This window comes from Pseudomonas sp. P2S-1, from assembly GCF_057197725.1.
This window is the reverse complement of the sequence record NZ_CM170068.1, coordinates 6,412,326-6,428,568: the sequence shown is the minus strand read 5'-3', so window position 1 is coordinate 6,428,568 and position 16,243 is coordinate 6,412,326. Positions and strand designations below refer to the sequence as shown.

The 16,243-nt window shown below is 64.2% G+C and carries 17 protein-coding genes; all 17 read right to left on the bottom strand.

Annotated features, from left to right (window positions below; translation table 11 throughout):
* Positions 1 to 13: 13 nt before the first annotated feature.
* On the bottom strand, positions 14 to 2,260 hold the full coding sequence (locus AC2CQI_RS28970) for a chemotaxis protein CheA (protein ID WP_484578618.1): 2,247 nt from the start codon (positions 2,258 to 2,260) through the stop codon (positions 14 to 16).
* A 12-nt stretch (positions 2,261 to 2,272) separates the two neighbouring features.
* The gene (locus AC2CQI_RS28965) at positions 2,273 to 3,061 is read right to left on the bottom strand and encodes a protein phosphatase CheZ (RefSeq protein ID WP_075802626.1); all 789 of its coding nucleotides are present in this window, start codon (positions 3,059 to 3,061) and stop codon (positions 2,273 to 2,275) included.
* 18 nt (positions 3,062 to 3,079) lie between these two features.
* On the bottom strand, positions 3,080 to 3,454 hold the full coding sequence (locus AC2CQI_RS28960) for a chemotaxis response regulator CheY (protein ID WP_178391976.1): 375 nt from the start codon (positions 3,452 to 3,454) through the stop codon (positions 3,080 to 3,082).
* Between the two features lie 105 nt (positions 3,455 to 3,559).
* A complete protein-coding gene (gene fliA / locus AC2CQI_RS28955) occupies positions 3,560 to 4,300 on the bottom strand; it encodes an RNA polymerase sigma factor FliA (RefSeq protein ID WP_484578617.1) in 741 nt (246 codons plus the stop codon).
* On the bottom strand, positions 4,297 to 5,130 hold the full coding sequence (gene fleN, locus AC2CQI_RS28950; RefSeq protein WP_075802629.1) for a flagellar synthesis regulator FleN: 834 nt from the start codon (positions 5,128 to 5,130) through the stop codon (positions 4,297 to 4,299). Before fleN ends, fliA begins: the two co-directional genes overlap by 4 nt.
* A gap of 120 nt (positions 5,131 to 5,250) precedes the next feature.
* Positions 5,251 to 6,564 (bottom strand): flagellar biosynthesis GTPase FlhF, encoded by a 1,314-nt coding sequence (gene flhF, locus AC2CQI_RS28945; RefSeq protein ID WP_484578616.1) that lies wholly within the window; start codon positions 6,562 to 6,564, stop codon positions 5,251 to 5,253.
* Between the two features lie 11 nt (positions 6,565 to 6,575).
* A complete protein-coding gene (gene flhA, locus AC2CQI_RS28940) occupies positions 6,576 to 8,705 on the bottom strand; it encodes a flagellar biosynthesis protein FlhA (RefSeq protein WP_075802631.1) in 2,130 nt (709 codons plus the stop codon).
* Between the two features lie 192 nt (positions 8,706 to 8,897).
* Positions 8,898 to 10,034, bottom strand: coding sequence for a flagellar biosynthesis protein FlhB (gene flhB, locus AC2CQI_RS28935; protein ID WP_075802632.1), 1,137 nt, complete (start codon positions 10,032 to 10,034; stop codon positions 8,898 to 8,900).
* A 2-nt stretch (positions 10,035 to 10,036) separates the two neighbouring features.
* Entirely contained in the window at positions 10,037 to 10,813 is a 777-nt protein-coding gene (gene fliR, locus AC2CQI_RS28930) for a flagellar biosynthetic protein FliR (protein ID WP_075802633.1), read from the bottom strand.
* 7 nt (positions 10,814 to 10,820) lie between these two features.
* Positions 10,821 to 11,090, bottom strand: a complete 270-nt coding sequence (fliQ, locus tag AC2CQI_RS28925; protein WP_075802634.1) for a flagellar biosynthesis protein FliQ — start codon at positions 11,088 to 11,090, stop codon at positions 10,821 to 10,823.
* Positions 11,091 to 11,106: 16 nt separating this feature from the next.
* On the bottom strand, positions 11,107 to 11,859 hold the full coding sequence (gene fliP / locus AC2CQI_RS28920; RefSeq protein ID WP_075802635.1) for a flagellar type III secretion system pore protein FliP: 753 nt from the start codon (positions 11,857 to 11,859) through the stop codon (positions 11,107 to 11,109).
* Positions 11,859 to 12,320, bottom strand: coding sequence for a flagellar biosynthetic protein FliO (gene fliO / locus AC2CQI_RS28915; protein WP_075802636.1), 462 nt, complete (start codon positions 12,318 to 12,320; stop codon positions 11,859 to 11,861). The genes fliP and fliO overlap by 1 nt, the downstream gene beginning before the upstream one ends.
* Positions 12,321 to 12,791, bottom strand: a complete 471-nt coding sequence (gene fliN, locus AC2CQI_RS28910) for a flagellar motor switch protein FliN (protein ID WP_075802637.1) — start codon at positions 12,789 to 12,791, stop codon at positions 12,321 to 12,323. It lies immediately after the preceding gene.
* A 45-nt stretch (positions 12,792 to 12,836) separates the two neighbouring features.
* Complete coding sequence (gene fliM / locus AC2CQI_RS28905) at positions 12,837 to 13,805, bottom strand: flagellar motor switch protein FliM (protein WP_075802638.1); 969 nt, start codon at positions 13,803 to 13,805, stop codon at positions 12,837 to 12,839.
* A gap of 9 nt (positions 13,806 to 13,814) precedes the next feature.
* Complete coding sequence (fliL, locus tag AC2CQI_RS28900; RefSeq protein ID WP_075802639.1) at positions 13,815 to 14,315, bottom strand: flagellar basal body-associated protein FliL; 501 nt, start codon at positions 14,313 to 14,315, stop codon at positions 13,815 to 13,817.
* 187 nt (positions 14,316 to 14,502) lie between these two features.
* The gene (locus tag AC2CQI_RS28895; RefSeq protein ID WP_484578615.1) at positions 14,503 to 15,792 is read right to left on the bottom strand and encodes a flagellar hook-length control protein FliK; all 1,290 of its coding nucleotides are present in this window, start codon (positions 15,790 to 15,792) and stop codon (positions 14,503 to 14,505) included.
* Between the two features lie 98 nt (positions 15,793 to 15,890).
* A complete protein-coding gene (locus tag AC2CQI_RS28890) occupies positions 15,891 to 16,238 on the bottom strand; it encodes an Hpt domain-containing protein (protein ID WP_075802641.1) in 348 nt (115 codons plus the stop codon).
* Positions 16,239 to 16,243 lie beyond the last annotated feature (5 nt).

Below are 16,243 nucleotides of genomic sequence, written 5' to 3'. Positions count from 1 at the left end.
CGCGCCGCCGGGATCAGATTCGCCGAGCGGCGTAACGCTTGAGCATGCTCGGTACATCGAGGATCAGCGCGATGCGCCCGTCACCGGTGATGGTGGCGCCCGACATGCCCGGGGTGCCCTGGAGCATCTTGCCCAGCGGCTTGATGACCACTTCTTCCTGGCCCACCAACTGGTCGACGACGAAGCCGATGCGCTGGGTGCCGACGGAAAGGATCACCACGTGGCCTTCATGCTGCTCTTCGTGAGCGGCGGAACTGACCAGCCAGCGCTTGAGGTAGAACAGTGGCAGCGCCTTGTCGCGGACGATCACCACTTCCTGGCCGTCGACCACGTTGGTGCGCGACAGGTCGAGGTGGAAGATCTCGTTGACGTTGACCAGCGGGAAGGCGAAGGCCTGGTTGCCCAGCATCACCATCAGGGTCGGCATGATCGCCAGGGTCAATGGCACCTTGATGACGATCTTCGAGCCCTGGCCCTTGGCCGAGTAGATGTTGATCGAGCCGTTGAGCTGGGAAATCTTGGTCTTCACCACGTCCATGCCGACGCCACGGCCGGACACGTCGGAAATCTCGGTCTTGGTCGAGAAGCCCGGGGCGAAGATCAGGTTGTAGCAGTCCGACTCGCTCAGGCGGTCGGCCGCATCCTTGTCCATCAGGCCCTTTTCCACGGCCTTGGCGCGCAGCACCGCCGGGTCCATGCCCTTGCCGTCGTCGGAGATGGACAGGAGGATATGGTCGCCCTCCTGCTCCGCCGCCAGGATCACCTTGCCGCCACGGGGCTTGCCCGAGGCTTCACGTTCTTCAGGCGTCTCGACGCCGTGGTCGACCGCGTTGCGCACCAGGTGGACCAGCGGGTCGGCCAGGGCCTCGACCAGGTTTTTGTCGAGGTCGGTTTCTTCGCCGACCAGCTCCAGGGCGATCTCCTTCTTGAGCTGGCGGGCCAGGTCGCGAACCAGGCGCGGGAAGCGCCCGAAGACCTTCTTGATCGGCTGCATGCGGGTCTTCATGACCGCGGTCTGCAGGTCGGCGGTGACCACGTCGAGGTTGGACACGGCCTTGGACATGGCCTCGTCGCCGCTGTTCAGGCCCAGGCGGACCAGGCGGTTACGCACCAGCACCAGCTCACCGACCATGTTCATGATCTCGTCCAGCCGCGCGGTATCGACGCGCACGGTGGTTTCTGCCTCGCTGGCCGGCGGGTGCTTGTCGCCACCGGCTGCGGCGGGCGCGGCAGCCTGGCGCGCAGGTGCAGCGGCAGGCGCCGGCTTGGCCACGGGCGCCGGAGCGGGCCTGGCGGCCGGCTTGGCCACGGCCGCAGCCGCAGGCGGCGCCGCGACCGGCGCAGCAGTGCCGCCCAGCGCATCGGCGGCGAACTTGCCCTTGCCGTGCAACTGGTCGAGCAGTGCTTCGAATTCGTGTTCGGTGATTTCGTCGCCACCCGCGGCAGCGGCAGGCAACGCGTCGACCGCGGCGACAGCGACCGCGTCCGGCAGCGCATCGGCAGAGAACGAGCCCTTGCCGTGCAACTGGTCCAGCAGGGCCTCGAACTCGGCATCGGTGATTTCGTCGCTCGGCTCGGCGCTGGCCTCGCTATTGGCTTCGGCAACCGGTGCCGGCGTGCTGGCCGCCGACAGGTTGTCGGCAGCGAACTGGCCCTTGCCGTGCAACTGGTCGAGCAGGGACTCGAATTCGGCGTCGGTGATCTCGTCGCTGCCGGCGTCGGCGGCAGGCGCCTCGTCAGGCATGGCGCCGAGGGAATCGAGCAACTGCTCGAACTCGCTGTCGGTGATATCACCCGAGGCCGCCACCGGCTCCGCGGCGGCGACCACGACAGGCTCGGGCGCGGCGACCGGCGCCGCCGGCGCGGCACCCGCAGGTTCGGCCAGGCGCGCCAGGGCGCCCAGCAACTCAGGGGTGGCCGGGGTGATATCGGTGCGCTCGCGCACCTGGCCGAACATGCTGTTGACCGTGTCCAGGGCTTCCAGGACCACGTCCATCAGTTCGGAATCGACCCGGCGCTCTCCCTTGCGCAGGATGTCGAAAACGTTCTCGGCGATATGACAGCACTCCACCAGCTCGTTGAGCTGGAGGAAGCCGGCGCCCCCTTTTACAGTGTGAAAACCGCGAAAGATTGCATTGAGCAGGTCCGCATCGTCCGGACGGCTTTCCAGCTCGACCAGTTGTTCGGACAGTTGCTCAAGAATTTCGCCGGCCTCTACCAGGAAATCCTGAAGGATTTCTTCATCGGCGCCGAAGCTCATCAAACGTGCTCCCTAAAAACCCAGGCTGGACAGCAGATCATCGACATCGTCCTGACCGGACACGACATCTTCACGTTTATCGGCATGAATCTGTGGTCCTTCACCCCGAGTCGGATGTTTACTTTCGTCTTTTTCAGCATGTAGCTCGCGGCGGTCATGCTCGATCCCGGCGAAGCGATCGACCTGGCTGGCCATCAACACCAGCTTGAGCAGGTTCTTCTCGACTTCGGTGACCAGCGAGGTCACCCGCTTGATCACCTGGCCGGTCAGGTCCTGATAGTCCTGGGCCAGGAGAATATCGTTGAAGTAGCCACTGACGGTGTGACTGTCCTCGACGCTGCGCGCCAGGAACCTGTCGACACGCTGGACCAGATCACGGAACTCCGACGCTGCCACTTCCCTGCGCATGAAGCGCTGCCAATCGGCGTGCAGCGCCTTGGCTTCGTCACCCAGCTCGTGGAGCACGGGTGTCCCTTGTTCGACCAGGTCCATGGTGCGGTTCGCCGCCGCCTCGGTGAGCTTGACCACATAGGCCAGGCGCTCGGTGGCGTCGGTGATCTGGGATATTTCCTCGGCCTGCGGCATGTGCGTGTCGATCTGGAAACTGACGATCGCACTGTGCAGCTCGCGCGTGAGCTTGCCGACTTCCTGGTACAGGCCGCGGTCACGGGTCTGGTTCAGCTGATGGATCAGTTGCACCGCGTCGCCGAACTGGCCTCGCTCGAGGCTCTCGACCAGCTCCTGGGCATGTTTCTTCAGGGTGACTTCGAAGTCGCCCAAAGATGATTCTTTATGGTCCATAGCGCCCCCGTTCACGCATCAAGCGTTGACGCGTTCGAAGATCTTTTCGATTTTCTCTTTCAGCACCTGGGCGGTGAAAGGCTTCACGACGTAGCCGTTGACCCCGGCCTGGGCGGCTTCGATGATCTGCTCGCGCTTGGCTTCGGCGGTCACCATCAGCACCGGCAGGTGCTTCAGGCGCTCGTGTGCACGGACGGTGCGCAGCAGGTCGATACCGGTCATGCCCGGCATGTTCCAGTCGGTGACCAGGAAGTCGAAATTACCGCTTTCAAGCATGGGTAGCGCGGTCGTGCCGTCATCCGCCTCGGACGTGTTGGTGAAGCCCAGGTCACGCAGCAGGTTCTTGATGATCCGCCGCATCGTCGAAAAGTCGTCGACGATGAGGATTTTCATATCTTTGTTCAATTAGACCTCCAAGCAGTCTTTAACGCGCCCAGCGCTGAGCGCGCATTCAATCAATTCCGGCTACCACGTTGTCACGACTGCATCGAACCAGGTTCAACGCGCCCGCCACTCCCCCAGCCGGCTGCGCAGACGGGCCGCGCACTGGCTATGCAACTGGCTGACGCGCGATTCGCTGACCCCCAGGACCTCACCGATTTCCTTGAGGTTCAGCTCTTCGTCGTAGTACAGGGCCAGGACCAGACGCTCGCGTTCCGGCAGGTTGGCGATGGCATCGGCCAAGGCTGCCTGGAAGCGCTCGTCTTCCAGATCGCGCGAAGGCTCGAGCTGGGCACTGGCGCCATCCTCGTGCAGTCCTTCATGCTCGCCGTCCTGCAACAGGTCGTCGAAGCTGAACAGGCGACTGCCCAAGGTATCGTTCAAAATCCCGTAGTAATCATCGAGACTCAATTGAAGTTCGGCAGCAACCTCGTGATCTTTAGCGTCACGGCCGGTTTTTGCTTCAATTGCACGAATCGCGTCGCTGACCATGCGGGTATTGCGGTGTACCGAGCGCGGTGCCCAGTCGCCTTTACGGACTTCGTCGAGCATGGCGCCGCGGATACGGATGCCGGCATAGGTCTCGAAACTGGCGCCCTTGCTCGAGTCGTACTTGTTCGAGACTTCGAGCAGGCCGATCATCCCGGCCTGGATCAGATCCTCCACCTGCACACTGGCCGGCAAGCGCGCCAGCAGGTGGTAGGCGATACGCTTGACCAGCGGTGCATAGCGCTCGATCAGCTCGTACTGGGCGTCACGCGAAGACTTGCTGTACATCCGGTAGCCGCTGGCGTTCATAGCACGGGTCCTGCACTGGTCGGCTGTACCAGACGCTCGACGAAGAACTCCAGGTGGCCGCGCGGGTTGGCCGGCAGCGGCCAGGTATCGACCTTCTGGGCGATCGCCTTGAACGCCAGCGCGCACTTGGAACGCGGGAAGGCTTCATAGACCGCTCGCTGCTTCTGCACAGCCTTGCGCACGCACTCGTCGTAGGGCACGGCACCGACGTATTGTAGGGCGACATCGAGGAAGCGATCCGTGACCTTGGTCAACTTGGCGAACAGGTTGCGCCCTTCCTGCGGGCTCTGCGCCATGTTGGCGAGGACGCGGAAACGGCTCATGCCGTAGTCGCGGTTGAGCAACTTGATCAGGGCGTAGGCGTCGGTGATCGAGGTGGGTTCGTCGCAGACCACCAGCAGGACTTCCTGGGCCGCACGGACGAAGCTGACCACCGAGTCACCGATACCCGCGGCGGTGTCGATCACCAGCACGTCGAGGTTGTCGCCGATTTCGCTGAAGGCCTGGATCAGGCCGGCGTGCTGGGCCGGGGCCAGGTGCACCATGCTCTGGGTGCCCGAGGCCGCCGGAACGATGCGCACGCCGCCGGGCCCCTGCAGGAGCACGTCGCGCAGCTCGCAGCGGCCTTCGATGACGTCGGCCAGGGTGCGTTTGGGGGTGAGCCCGAGCAGTACGTCGACATTGGCCAGGCCAAGGTCGGCGTCCAGCAGCATGACGCGACGGCCGAGCTCGGCCAGTGCCAGCGAGAGGTTCACCGACACGTTGGTCTTGCCAACGCCACCTTTGCCGCCGGTCACGGCGATCACCTGTACGGGATGCATGCTACCCATATTTGTTCTTTACCTTGTCTTGCTTAGACCGAGGCCACATGACGGGACGCGCTGGCGACAACCTTGAGCTGCCACGCGAACCCTGTGATGTAGGTACTTTGCAACTGATACATCTCCACCTCAGCCGACTCGCTTGCCGTCACTGTGGTACAGGTCGGCGAACATGTCGGCCATGGCCTCCTCGCTCGGATCGTCCTGCATCTGCACACTCACCGCGCGGCTCACCAACTGGTGCCGCCGCGGCAGGTGCAGGTCGTCAGGAATGCGCGGGCCATCGGTGAGATAGGCCACCGGCAGTTCCTGGTTGATCACCAGGCTGAGGACTTCTCCCAGGCTGGCGGTTTCATCGAGTTTGGTCAGGATGCAACCGGCCAGGCCGCAGCGCTTGTAGCTGTGGTAGGCGGCGGTCAGCACCTGCTTCTGGCTGGTAGTGGCCAGGACCAGGTAGTTCTTGGCATGGATGCCACGGCCAGCCAGGGTTTCCAGCTGCATGCGCAGGGCCGGGTCGCTGGCCTGCAGGCCGGCGGTGTCGATCAGTACCACGCGCTTGCGCAGCAGCGGCTCCAGCGCCTGGGCCAGGGACTGGCCGGGGTCGACGTGGGTCACCGAGACGTTGAGGATGCGGCCCAGGGTCTTGAGCTGCTCCTGCGCGCCGATGCGGAAACTGTCCATGCTCACCAGGGCCAGGTTCTGCGCGCCGTACTTGAGCACGTAGCGTGCGGCGAGCTTGGCCAGGGTGGTGGTCTTGCCCATGCCGGCCGGGCCGACCATGGCGATCACCCCGCCCTCCTCGATCGGTTCGACTTCCGGGACGTGGATCATCCGCGCCAGGTGCGCCAGCAACATGCGCCAGCCGTGGCGTGGGTCGACGATCTCCTGGGTCAGGTCGAGCAGGTCGCGGGCCAGCGGACCGGACAGACCGATGCGCTGCAGGCGGCGCCAGAGGTTGGCCTGGTGTGGCTTGGCGCCTTGCAGCTGGGTCCAGGCCAGGGAGCCGAGCTGGACTTCCAGCAGCTCGCGCAGGCCCGACAGCTCGGAGCGCATGGAATCGAACAGGCGCCGGTCGATGGCCGAAGGCGCCGGGGCCGCCGGAGCCGGTGCGGGCTCTTCGCGGCGCGCCTCGACCAGCGGCTCGGAGGCGGTCAGCGGCAAGCCGGCGAACAACTGGCGATTGCCGGTCTCGGTATCGTCGCGGGTGTTCAGCTCGGCCTGGGCGGTGGCGATGCGCGACTGGGTCTTGCGCAGCTCGTCTTCCAGCTCGGCGTTGGGCACCCGTGGCGCCAGGGCGGACAGCTTGTAGTCCAGCGCAGCCGTCAGCTCGACACCGCCAGCAATCCGTCGGTTGCCGATGATGGCGGCGTCGGCCCCCAGCTCATCGCGAACCAGCTTCATGGCCTGACGCATATCGGCGGCGAAAAAACGCTTAACTTGCATAACCCACTACCTCAGCCGTTGGGGCCCACTGTGGCAACGATGGTGACTTGCTTGTTGTCAGGTATTTCCTGATACGCCAAAACATGCAAATTCGGTACGGCCAGGCGACCGAAACGCGAGAGCATCTGCCGGATCGGTCCTGCTACCAGCAGGATGGCCGGCTGACCTTGCATCTCCTGACGCTGGGCAGCCTCGATCAGCGAACGCTGAAGCTTTTCAGCCATGCTTGGCTCAAGAAGAACACCGTCTTCCTGACCTTGCCCGGCCCTTTGCAGACTATTGAGCAAAATCTGTTCCAACCTTGGCTCAAGGGTGATCACAGGCAGCTCGGACTCAGTGCCGACAATGCTTTGCACGATAGCGCGACACAATCCGACGCGGACTGCGGCGACCAGCGCGGCGGTATCTTGACTCTTGCTCGCATTGTTGGCGATCGCCTCGGCGATACTGCGGATATCCCTGACGGGAACCTGTTCCGCCAACAGGGCCTGGAGCACTTTCAACAGGCCGGACAGGGGCAGGACCCCCGGGACGATTTCTTCCGCCAGTTTCGGCGAGCCCTTGGCCAGCACCGCCAGCAACTGCTGGACCTCTTCATGGCCGATCAGCTCGTGGCAGTGCTTGTAGAGAATCTGGTTGAGGTGAGTGGCGACCACGGTACTGGCATCCACCACCGTGTAGCCCAGGGACTGCGCCTGGCTGCGCTGGGCCACGTCGATCCACACCGCCTCCAGGCCGAAGGCCGGGTCCCGTGCGGCGATGCCGTTGAGGGTGCCGAACACCTGGCCCGGGTTGATGGCCATTTCCCGCTCGGGGAAGATCTCCGCCTCGGCCAGGATCACGCCCATGAGCGTCAGGCGGTAGGTACTCGGCGCCAGGTCGAGGTTGTCGCGGATATGCACGGTGGGCATGAGGAAGCCGAGATCCTGGGAGAGCTTCTTGCGCACGCCCTTGATCCGCGCCAGCAACTGACCGCCCTGGTTGCGGTCGACCAGGGGAATCAGGCGGTAGCCCACTTCCAGGCCGATCATGTCGATCGGGGTCACGTCGTCCCAGCCCAGTTCCTTGGTTTCGGCGGCGCGCGACGGCGACGGCAGGGCTTCCTGCTGGCGCTGGAGCTCCTGGGCGACCTTGACCTTGACCTGGTTCTGCTTCTTCCACACCAGGTAAGCGCCGCCGGCGGCCATCAGGCCGAGGCTGAGGAACGCGATATGCGGCATGCCCGGGACCAGACCCATGACGATCATGATCGCCGCGGACACCGCCAGGGCCTTCGGCGAATCGAACATCTGCCGGTTGATCTGCTTGCCCATGTCTTCCGAGCCGGAAGCACGGGTCACCATGATCGCCGCAGCGGTGGACAGCAGCAGCGATGGCAGCTGCGCCACCAAACCGTCGCCGATGGTCAGCAGGGCGTAGACCCGGCCGGCATCGCCGAAGGTCATGCCGTGCTGGACCATGCCGATGGCCATGCCGCCGATCAGGTTGATGAAGAGGATCAGCAGGCCGGCGATGGCGTCACCGCGAACGAACTTGCTGGCACCGTCCATCGAGCCGTAGAACTCGGCCTCCTGGGCCACTTCGGCGCGCCGGGCCTTGGCCTGGTCCTGGTTGATCAGACCGGCGTTGAGGTCGGCGTCGATGGCCATCTGCTTGCCGGGCATCGCATCGAGGGTGAAGCGCGCGCTCACCTCGGAGATGCGTCCGGCACCCTTGGTCACCACCACGAAGTTGATGATCATCAGGATCGCGAACACCACGATACCGACCACGTAGTTGCCGCCGATGACCACGTCACCGAAGGCCTGGATCACCTTACCGGCAGCGGCGTGACCGTCGTGGCCATGGAGCAGAACCACCCGCGTGGAGGCGACGTTCAGCGCCAGGCGCAACAGGGTCGCCACCAGCAGGATGGTGGGGAACGCGGCGAAGTCCAGGGGGCGCAGGGCGTAGACGCAGACCAGCAGGACCACGATCGACAGGGCGATGTTGAAGGTGAAGAACACGTCCAGCAGGAACGGCGGGATCGGCAGCATCATCATGGCAAGCATGATCAGCAGCAGTACCGGCACCCCGATATTGCCCCGGCCCAGGCTGCCAAGGTTGCTGCGCGCGCTGTTGATTAACTGAGAGCGGTCCACCGGTCTTCCTCTTCAAGCAAAACTTTGACGCCACGCAGGCGCTTGGCGCTGCTCTTTGCAAGAAGCTTTCCAACTTTGCGGTGAACATGAGGGCCCCATCGCTGGCAAGCCAGCTCCCACAGTGTCCGCGGCGCTGCAGAACCCTGTGGGAGCTGGCTTGCCAGCGATGAGGCCCGAAAGAACAGCAGAGAATCAGGAATCGCGCCGCAGGTCCGGCGGAATCGGCAGGTCCTTGAGCGGCTCCGGCGCCTTGCCCTTGCCCGCCTGGTACTGGCGGATCTGGTAGACATAGGCCAGCACCTGGGCCACGGCGAGATACAAGCCCGCCGGAATCTCCTCCTCCAGCTCGGTGGAGTAGTAGATCGACCGCGCCAGCGCCGGCGATTCCAGCAGCTGGATATTGTTCTGCACGGCGATCTCGCGGATCTTCAGGGCAATGAAATCCGTACCCTTGGCCAGCAACAACGGCGCCGAGCCCTTCTCCGGGTCGTACTTGAGCGCCACCGCATAGTGGGTCGGGTTGGTGATGATCACGTCGGCCTCGGGCACCGCCGCCATCATCCGCCGCTGGGAAATCTCGCGCTGCACCTGGCGAATGCGCTGCTTGACCTCGGGCTTGCCCTCGGTGTCCTTGTACTCGTCGCGCACTTCCTGCTTGGTCATCATCAGCTTCTGCTTGGCCTGCCAGAGCTGGATCGGTACGTCCACCGCAGCGATCAACAGCAACCCGCAGGCCATCCACATGGCGCTCCAGCCGACCACCTGGACGCTGTGGATGATCGCCTGGTCGATCGGCTCGTTGGCGATCGCCAGCAGGTCGTCGCGATCGGCCGAGAGCACCGCCAGCGCCACGATCAGGATCACGCTGAACTTGGCGATGGCCTTGAGCAACTCGACCAGCGAGTGCACCGAGAACATCCGCTTGATCCCCGCCAGCGGGTTCATCCGGCTGAATTTCGGTGCCAGGGTGCCGGTGGCGAACAACCAGCCGCCCAGGGCGATGGGCCCGAGCAACGCAGCCAGCAACAGCACCAGCAGCACTGGCTGGGTCGCGAGGATCGCCAGCTTGCCCGAAGCGAGCAGGAAGATGCCCATGTAGCGCTCGTCCATCAGCACTTCGCGGGACAGGCTGAAGTTGCTGCGCATGATCTCCATCAGCGCCTCGGCCAGGTAGCCGCCGAACGCCAGCAGCCCCCCTGCCCCGGCAATCATCACGGCAACCGTGTTGAGCTCCTTGGAACGGGCGATCTCGCCCTTCTCCCGGGCGTCCGTCTTGCGCTTGTCCGTGGGGTCTTCTGTCTTGTCCTGACCGCTATCGCTTTCTGCCATGCTCAGCGCGCCCGTGCCAGTTCACGCAGCCATTGCAGCGCTTCGGACGCCAACGACTGGTAGTGGGAAAGAATGTCCGCCAGGCCGACCCAGAACAGCACCATGCCGATCACCAGGGTCAGCGGGAAACCGATGGAGAAGATGTTCAATTGTGGCGCGGCCCGGGTCATCACGCCAAAGGCGATGTTGATCACCAGCAGCGAGGTGATCACCGGCAGCACCAGCAGCAGCGACGCGCCGAGCACCCAGCCCATGCGCCCGACCAGGTCCCAGAAGTGGTTGACCATCAACCCGCTGCCCACCGGCAGGGTGGTAAAGCTTTCGGTGAGCACTTCGAAGACCACCAGATGGCCGTTCATCGCCAGGAACAGCAGGGTCACCAGCATGGTCAGGAACTGGCTGATCACCGTGGTGTTGACGCCGTTGGCCGGGTCGACCATGGAGGCGAAGGCCAGGCCCATCTGGATCGCGACGATCTGCCCGGCGATCACGAAGGCCTGGAAGAACAGTTGCAGGGACAGGCCGAACAGCGCGCCGATGATGATCTGCTCGCCCACCAGCAGCATGGCGCTCATGTCCAGCGCCTCGACCGGCGGCATCGGCGGCAGTGCCGGAACGATGACCACGGTAATGGCCACGCCGAAATACAGGCGGATGCGCTGCGGCAACAACGAGGTGCCGAACACCGGCATGGTCATCAGCACTGCCAGCACGCGAAACAGCGGCAGGATGAAACTGGCCACCCAGGTGGAGATCTGCGTGTCGGTCAGTTCGAGCACGGTGCGATCAGCCGATCAGCTGCGGGATGCTGCCGTACAGGTTCAGGATGTACTCCATGAACTTCTGCACCAGCCAGGGCCCGGCGACGATCAGGGTGACCAGCATCACCAGCAGGCGCGGGAGGAAGCTCAGGGTCTGTTCGTTGATCTGGGTGGCGGCCTGGAACATCGCCACGATCAGGCCCACCAGCAGGCTCGGGATCACCAGCACCGCCACCATCAGGGTGGTCAGCCACAGGGCATCGCGGAACAGGTCGACTGCGACTTCTGGGGTCATCTTGTTCTCCCGGGCGCTAAACGCCGCCGAAACTGCCGGCCAGCGTGCCGATGATCAAGGCCCAGCCATCCACTAGGACGAACAGCATGATCTTGAACGGCAGGGAAATGATCAGCGGCGACAGCATCATCATACCCATGGCCATCAGCACACTGGCCACCACCAGGTCGATGATCAGGAACGGGATGAAGATCATGAAGCCGATCTGGAACGCGGTCTTCAGCTCCGAGGTGACGAAGGCCGGGACCAGGATGGTCAGCGGCACCTGGTCGGGCCCGGCGATGTCGGTGCGCTTGGACAGGCGCATGAACAGGTCGAGGTCGCTTTGCCGGGTCTGCGCCAGCATGAAGTCCTTGAGCGGCACCTGGGCCTTTTCCAGGGCCTGTTGCGCGGTCAGGGTTTCGGACAGGTAGGGCTGCAGGGCATCGCGGTTCACCCGGTCGAACACCGGGCCCATGATGAACATGGTCAGGAACAGCGCCAGGCCGATGAGGATCTGGTTCGACGGGGTCTGCTGCAAGCCCAGGGCCTGGCGCAGGATCGAGAAGACGATGATGATCCGGGTGAAACTGGTCATCAGGATGACGAACGCCGGGATGAAGCTCAGCGCGGTCATGATCAGCAGGATCTGCAGGCTGACCGAGTACTCCTGCTGGCCGTTCGCCCCGTTGGACAGGGTGATCGCCGGGATCGACAGCGGATCGGCAGCCAGGGCCATTGGCGCGGCCAGCAGCAACAGCAGCGTCAACATCGTTCGCAATGCGGCCATCAAGGCTTGTCCTTCTGGTCCTTGCCCAGCAGTTCCATCAGGCGCTGGGCGAATTCCGGGGTGGCCGGACGGGTGCTGGCCGGCGCCGCGACGGGCGCGCTCATGACATGCAGGGTGGTCAGGCTGCCGGGGGTATGGCCGACGAGGATCTGCTCATCGCCCACCTGCACCAGCAACAGGCGGTCACGGGGGCCGACCTGGCGGCTGCCGACCACCTGGATCAACTGGTTGGCGTTGGGCGCGGCGTTCTGCACCCGGCGCAACAGCCAGGCGAGGAAGAAGATCAGCCCCAGCACCAGCAGCAGGCCGAGGACCAGTTGGGTCAGTTGGCCGGCCACGCTACCGGAAGTCGCCGGCGCCACCGGGGCCGCCGCCGGGGCAGCCCCCACGGTGGCGGCCAGGCCCAGCGGCAGCCAGCACAGGCTGGCTGCGGCCGTCAGCAGAGCAAGAAAACGCTTCACTCAGCGCAGCTTCTTGATACGTTCGCTCGGGCTGATCACGTCGGTCAGGCGGATGCCGAACTTCTCGTTGACCACCACCACCTCGCCATGGGCGATCAGCGTGCCGTTGACCAGCACGTCCAGCGGCTCGCCGGCCAGGCGGTCGAGCTCGATCACCGAGCCCTGGTTGAGCTGCAGCAGGTTGCGGATGCTGATTTCGGTGCTGCCCACTTCCATGGAGATGTTCACCGGGATGTCAAGGATCACGTCCAGGTTCGGACCTTCGAGGCTGACCACCTCGTTCGGACGCGGCGAGCTGCCGAACTCTTCCATCGGCAGACGGCTCGCGCCGCCGCCGGAGGCACCGCTGTCGCCGGCCATCAGCGCGTCGATATCGGCCTGGCCGCCGTCGCCGCTTTCGTTCAGGGCAGCGGCCCACTCATCGGCCAGCGCCTGCTCTTCCATCGAAGTAATGTCGTTTTCGTTAGCCATCTTGTCCTCGACAAGCAATCAAATCGGTTAATGAGGGTCGGGCGATCAGCGCCGCTCGATCGGCGCCTTGATCTGCAGGGCCAGGGTGCCTTTGTGCGAGCCCAGGCTGGCCTTGAACGACGGCACGCCGTTGGCGCGCACCACGAGATCTTCCGGCAGTTCCACGGGAATCACGTCACCCGGCTGCATGTGCAGGATGTCGCGCAGCTTCAACTGGCGACGGGCAACGGTCGCACTGAGCGGCACGCTGACGTCCAGGACGTCTTCGCGCAGGGCCTTGACCCAGCGCTCGTCCTGGTCGTCGAGGTCGGACTGGAAACCGGCATCGAGCATCTCGCGCACCGGCTCGATCATCGAATACGGCATGGTCACGTGCAGGTCGCCGCCGCCGCCGTCGAGTTCGATATGGAAGGTGGACACCACTACCGCCTCGCTCGGGCCGACGATGTTGGCCATGGCCGGGTTGACCTCGGAGCTGATGTACTCGAAGTTGACCGGCATGATCGCCTGCCAGGCTTCCTTGAGGTCGACGAAGCACTGGTCGAGGACCATGCGCACCACGCGCAGCTCGGTCGGGGTGAACTCGCGGCCCTCGATCTTGGCGTGACGGCCGTCGCCGCCGAAGAAGTTGTCCACCAGCTTGAACACCAGCTTGGCGTCGAGGATGAACAGCGAGGTGCCGCGCAGCGGCTTGATCTTCACCAGGTTGAGGCTGGTCGGCACGTACAGCGAGTGCACGTATTCGCCGAATTTCATCACCTGCACACCACCCACCGCCACGTCGGCGGAGCGCCGCAGCAGGTTGAACATGCTCACGCGGGTGTAGCGGGCGAAACGCTCGTTGATCATTTCCAGGGTCGGCATGCGACCACGGACGATCCGGTCCTGGCTGGTCAGGTCATAGCTTTTGACGCTGCCGGGATCGGCACTGGATTCGGTTTGCACCAGGCCATCGTCGACGCCATGCAAGAGGGCATCGATCTCATCCTGGGACAGCAGGTCCTGCACGGCCATCTTCGGCTCCTACTGCAATACGAAATTGGTGAACAGCAACTGGTCGATGACCAGCTTGCCGACTTCCTTCTGCGCCACTTCCTGGACACTGGCGGTGGCCTTCTGACGCAGCATTTCCTGGCCGACCGGCGTCGCCAGCGTCTCGAAGGACTGCCCGGAGAAGAGCATGACCAGGTTGTTGCGGATCACCGGCATGTGCACCTTCAGGGCATCCAGTGCGGCCTGGTCGCGGGCCTGCATGGTGATGCTCACCTGCATGTAGCGCTGGCGGCCGTTCTGGTTGAAGTTGGCGACGAAGGCCGGCGCCATCGACTCGTAGATGGCCGGCTGCTTGACGTTGGCCGCAGCGGCAGCCGGCTCCGCGGCCGGTTTGCTGTCGGACTTGTGCAGGAAGAACCAGGTCGCGCCCACGGAAAGGCCGATCGCCAGCAGCAGCGCCAGGACCAGCAGCAGGATCAGTTTCAGTTTGCCTTTAACGGCGGGGTCTTTGACTGCTTCGCTCTTCGCCATGCCAATAATCCGTCACTTACAGGAGGTTTGTTCCACTATGGCGTGTGGGCGAGCAAGTGTTATGCCAGTTTCAGGAAGCAACGGGCCGCCACGGACCCTGTGGGAGCTGGCTTGCCAGCGATGACGGCGGTGAATTCACCATCGCAATCGCTGGCAAGCCAGCTCCCACAGGGCTCCGCGTCAGCTTTTAAACGACGTAGTCGACGGTGCTGGAGCCGATGACGGTCTGCGGTTCTACCGCAGCAACATCACTTTCCACGGTCTCGGCATTGCGCCGCCCCGCTACGCCACTCATCTTCGGCGAATCATCCTGGGTGCCGTTCTGCTGCTGGCGTTGCTGGTCGGCGACGTTCACGTCCGGCTGGGCCAGGCCCTGCTGGTTGAACAGCTCGCGCAGGCGGTGCACCTGGCCTTCGAGGGCATCGCGCACCCCGGCGTGACCACTGGCGAAAGTGATCTGGGTCGCGTCGGCGGCCATGTTCACCTTGATATCCAGCCGCCCGAGTTCCTTGGGCTCCAGCTGGATATCGGCGGACTTGAGGTTCTGGCTGGACAGGTACATGACCCGGTTGACCAGGCCCTCGGTCCAGCCGCCCTGATTCATCGCCAGCGGCTGATGCAACGGCGCAGGCGCCACGGCATTGGCGGTCTTCGGCGTGGCGGCCTGGGTCAGGCTGGCCAGGCGGTTGGCGAAATCATCGACCCGGGTGTCACCGCTGGCGCCCTTGAGGTCCTTGAGACCATCGTCGATCAGGCCGGCAAAGGCCTTGTCGCCGCTTTCGGTCTGCCCGGCATCGGCGTCAGCCGACTGCAGCATCTGCGCCAGTGTATTGACAGCCGGTTGCTGGGCCTGGGCGCCCTCCTGGCCCGAGGTCTTGCTGGCATGGGCGGACGTGGTGCCCTGGGCCTGGGCATTCTGCTCCAGGGCCAGGCGCAGCACCGGCAGGTCGGCCAAAGCATCGCCATCCGGATCAAAGCTTTCCTCGTCGGCGGCAGGTGACGCGATGGCCGGCAGCGGCGACTGGGTGGCGGCCTGGATCACCGGCGCCATGGTCTGCGCCTGGGCCTGGAGCAATTGCGCGCCCTGGGTCGCGTCGGTCAGTTGACCGGCAACCAGGCTGGCATCCAGCGACGGCTGGGCATCGGCGACATCGCCAGCGTCGTCGGCCGGGTCGGCAGACCCGGCCTGGACGTCGCGCTCGTCAGGCAATTGTTTGCCGCCATCGGCAACCCTGGCGGAATCATGGCCATCTGCCTTGCCGCTGTTTGCCGCCGATTTGTCGACGCCATCACGCTCCCGGGCCGGCGTGTCGACCTTGTTGCCGGCTACGTCGCGGGATTGCTGCGAGTAGACCTTGGAAAAGTCCGGGCCCTTGTCGGTCAGGCCTTGCGTGGCCTTGTCCAAGGTGCTGGCCTGGCTCCGCGTGCTCTTGGCGGCGGCACTGGATTGCAGCAACGGGTTTGATGCGACGGGCATGAAAAAGGTCTCCGCTACAGAAGCTCGTCATCACGAATAGCGAAGCCTACGCAAAAGTCGCGCCAGGTTGCTCCCGACGCGACCTTGGGGAAAGGAATTCAGCTGACCTGCACCCGCTTGCATTCATCGCGGAAGATCTTGCGAACCTCGACGAACTCACGGCGGACCTCGTTGATCAGGTGTTCGATGGCAAACAGCGAATGGTTGTGCACCCGCTCCTCCACCTGCCGGCACAGCTCGGCCAGTTCATGGGCGCCCATATTGCTGGCGCTGCCTTTGAAGCTGTGCGCCGCCAGGCGCAACCCCTCGGCATCGCGCGCGCGATAAAGACTTTCCAGCCGCCCTTCGGAATCGTAAAGGAAGGTTTCCAGCAGTTTGAGATAGTCGTCCCCCATGACGTCCTGGAGGTCGCTCAACACCTTGCGGTCAACATGAGAATCGGACACTTGTT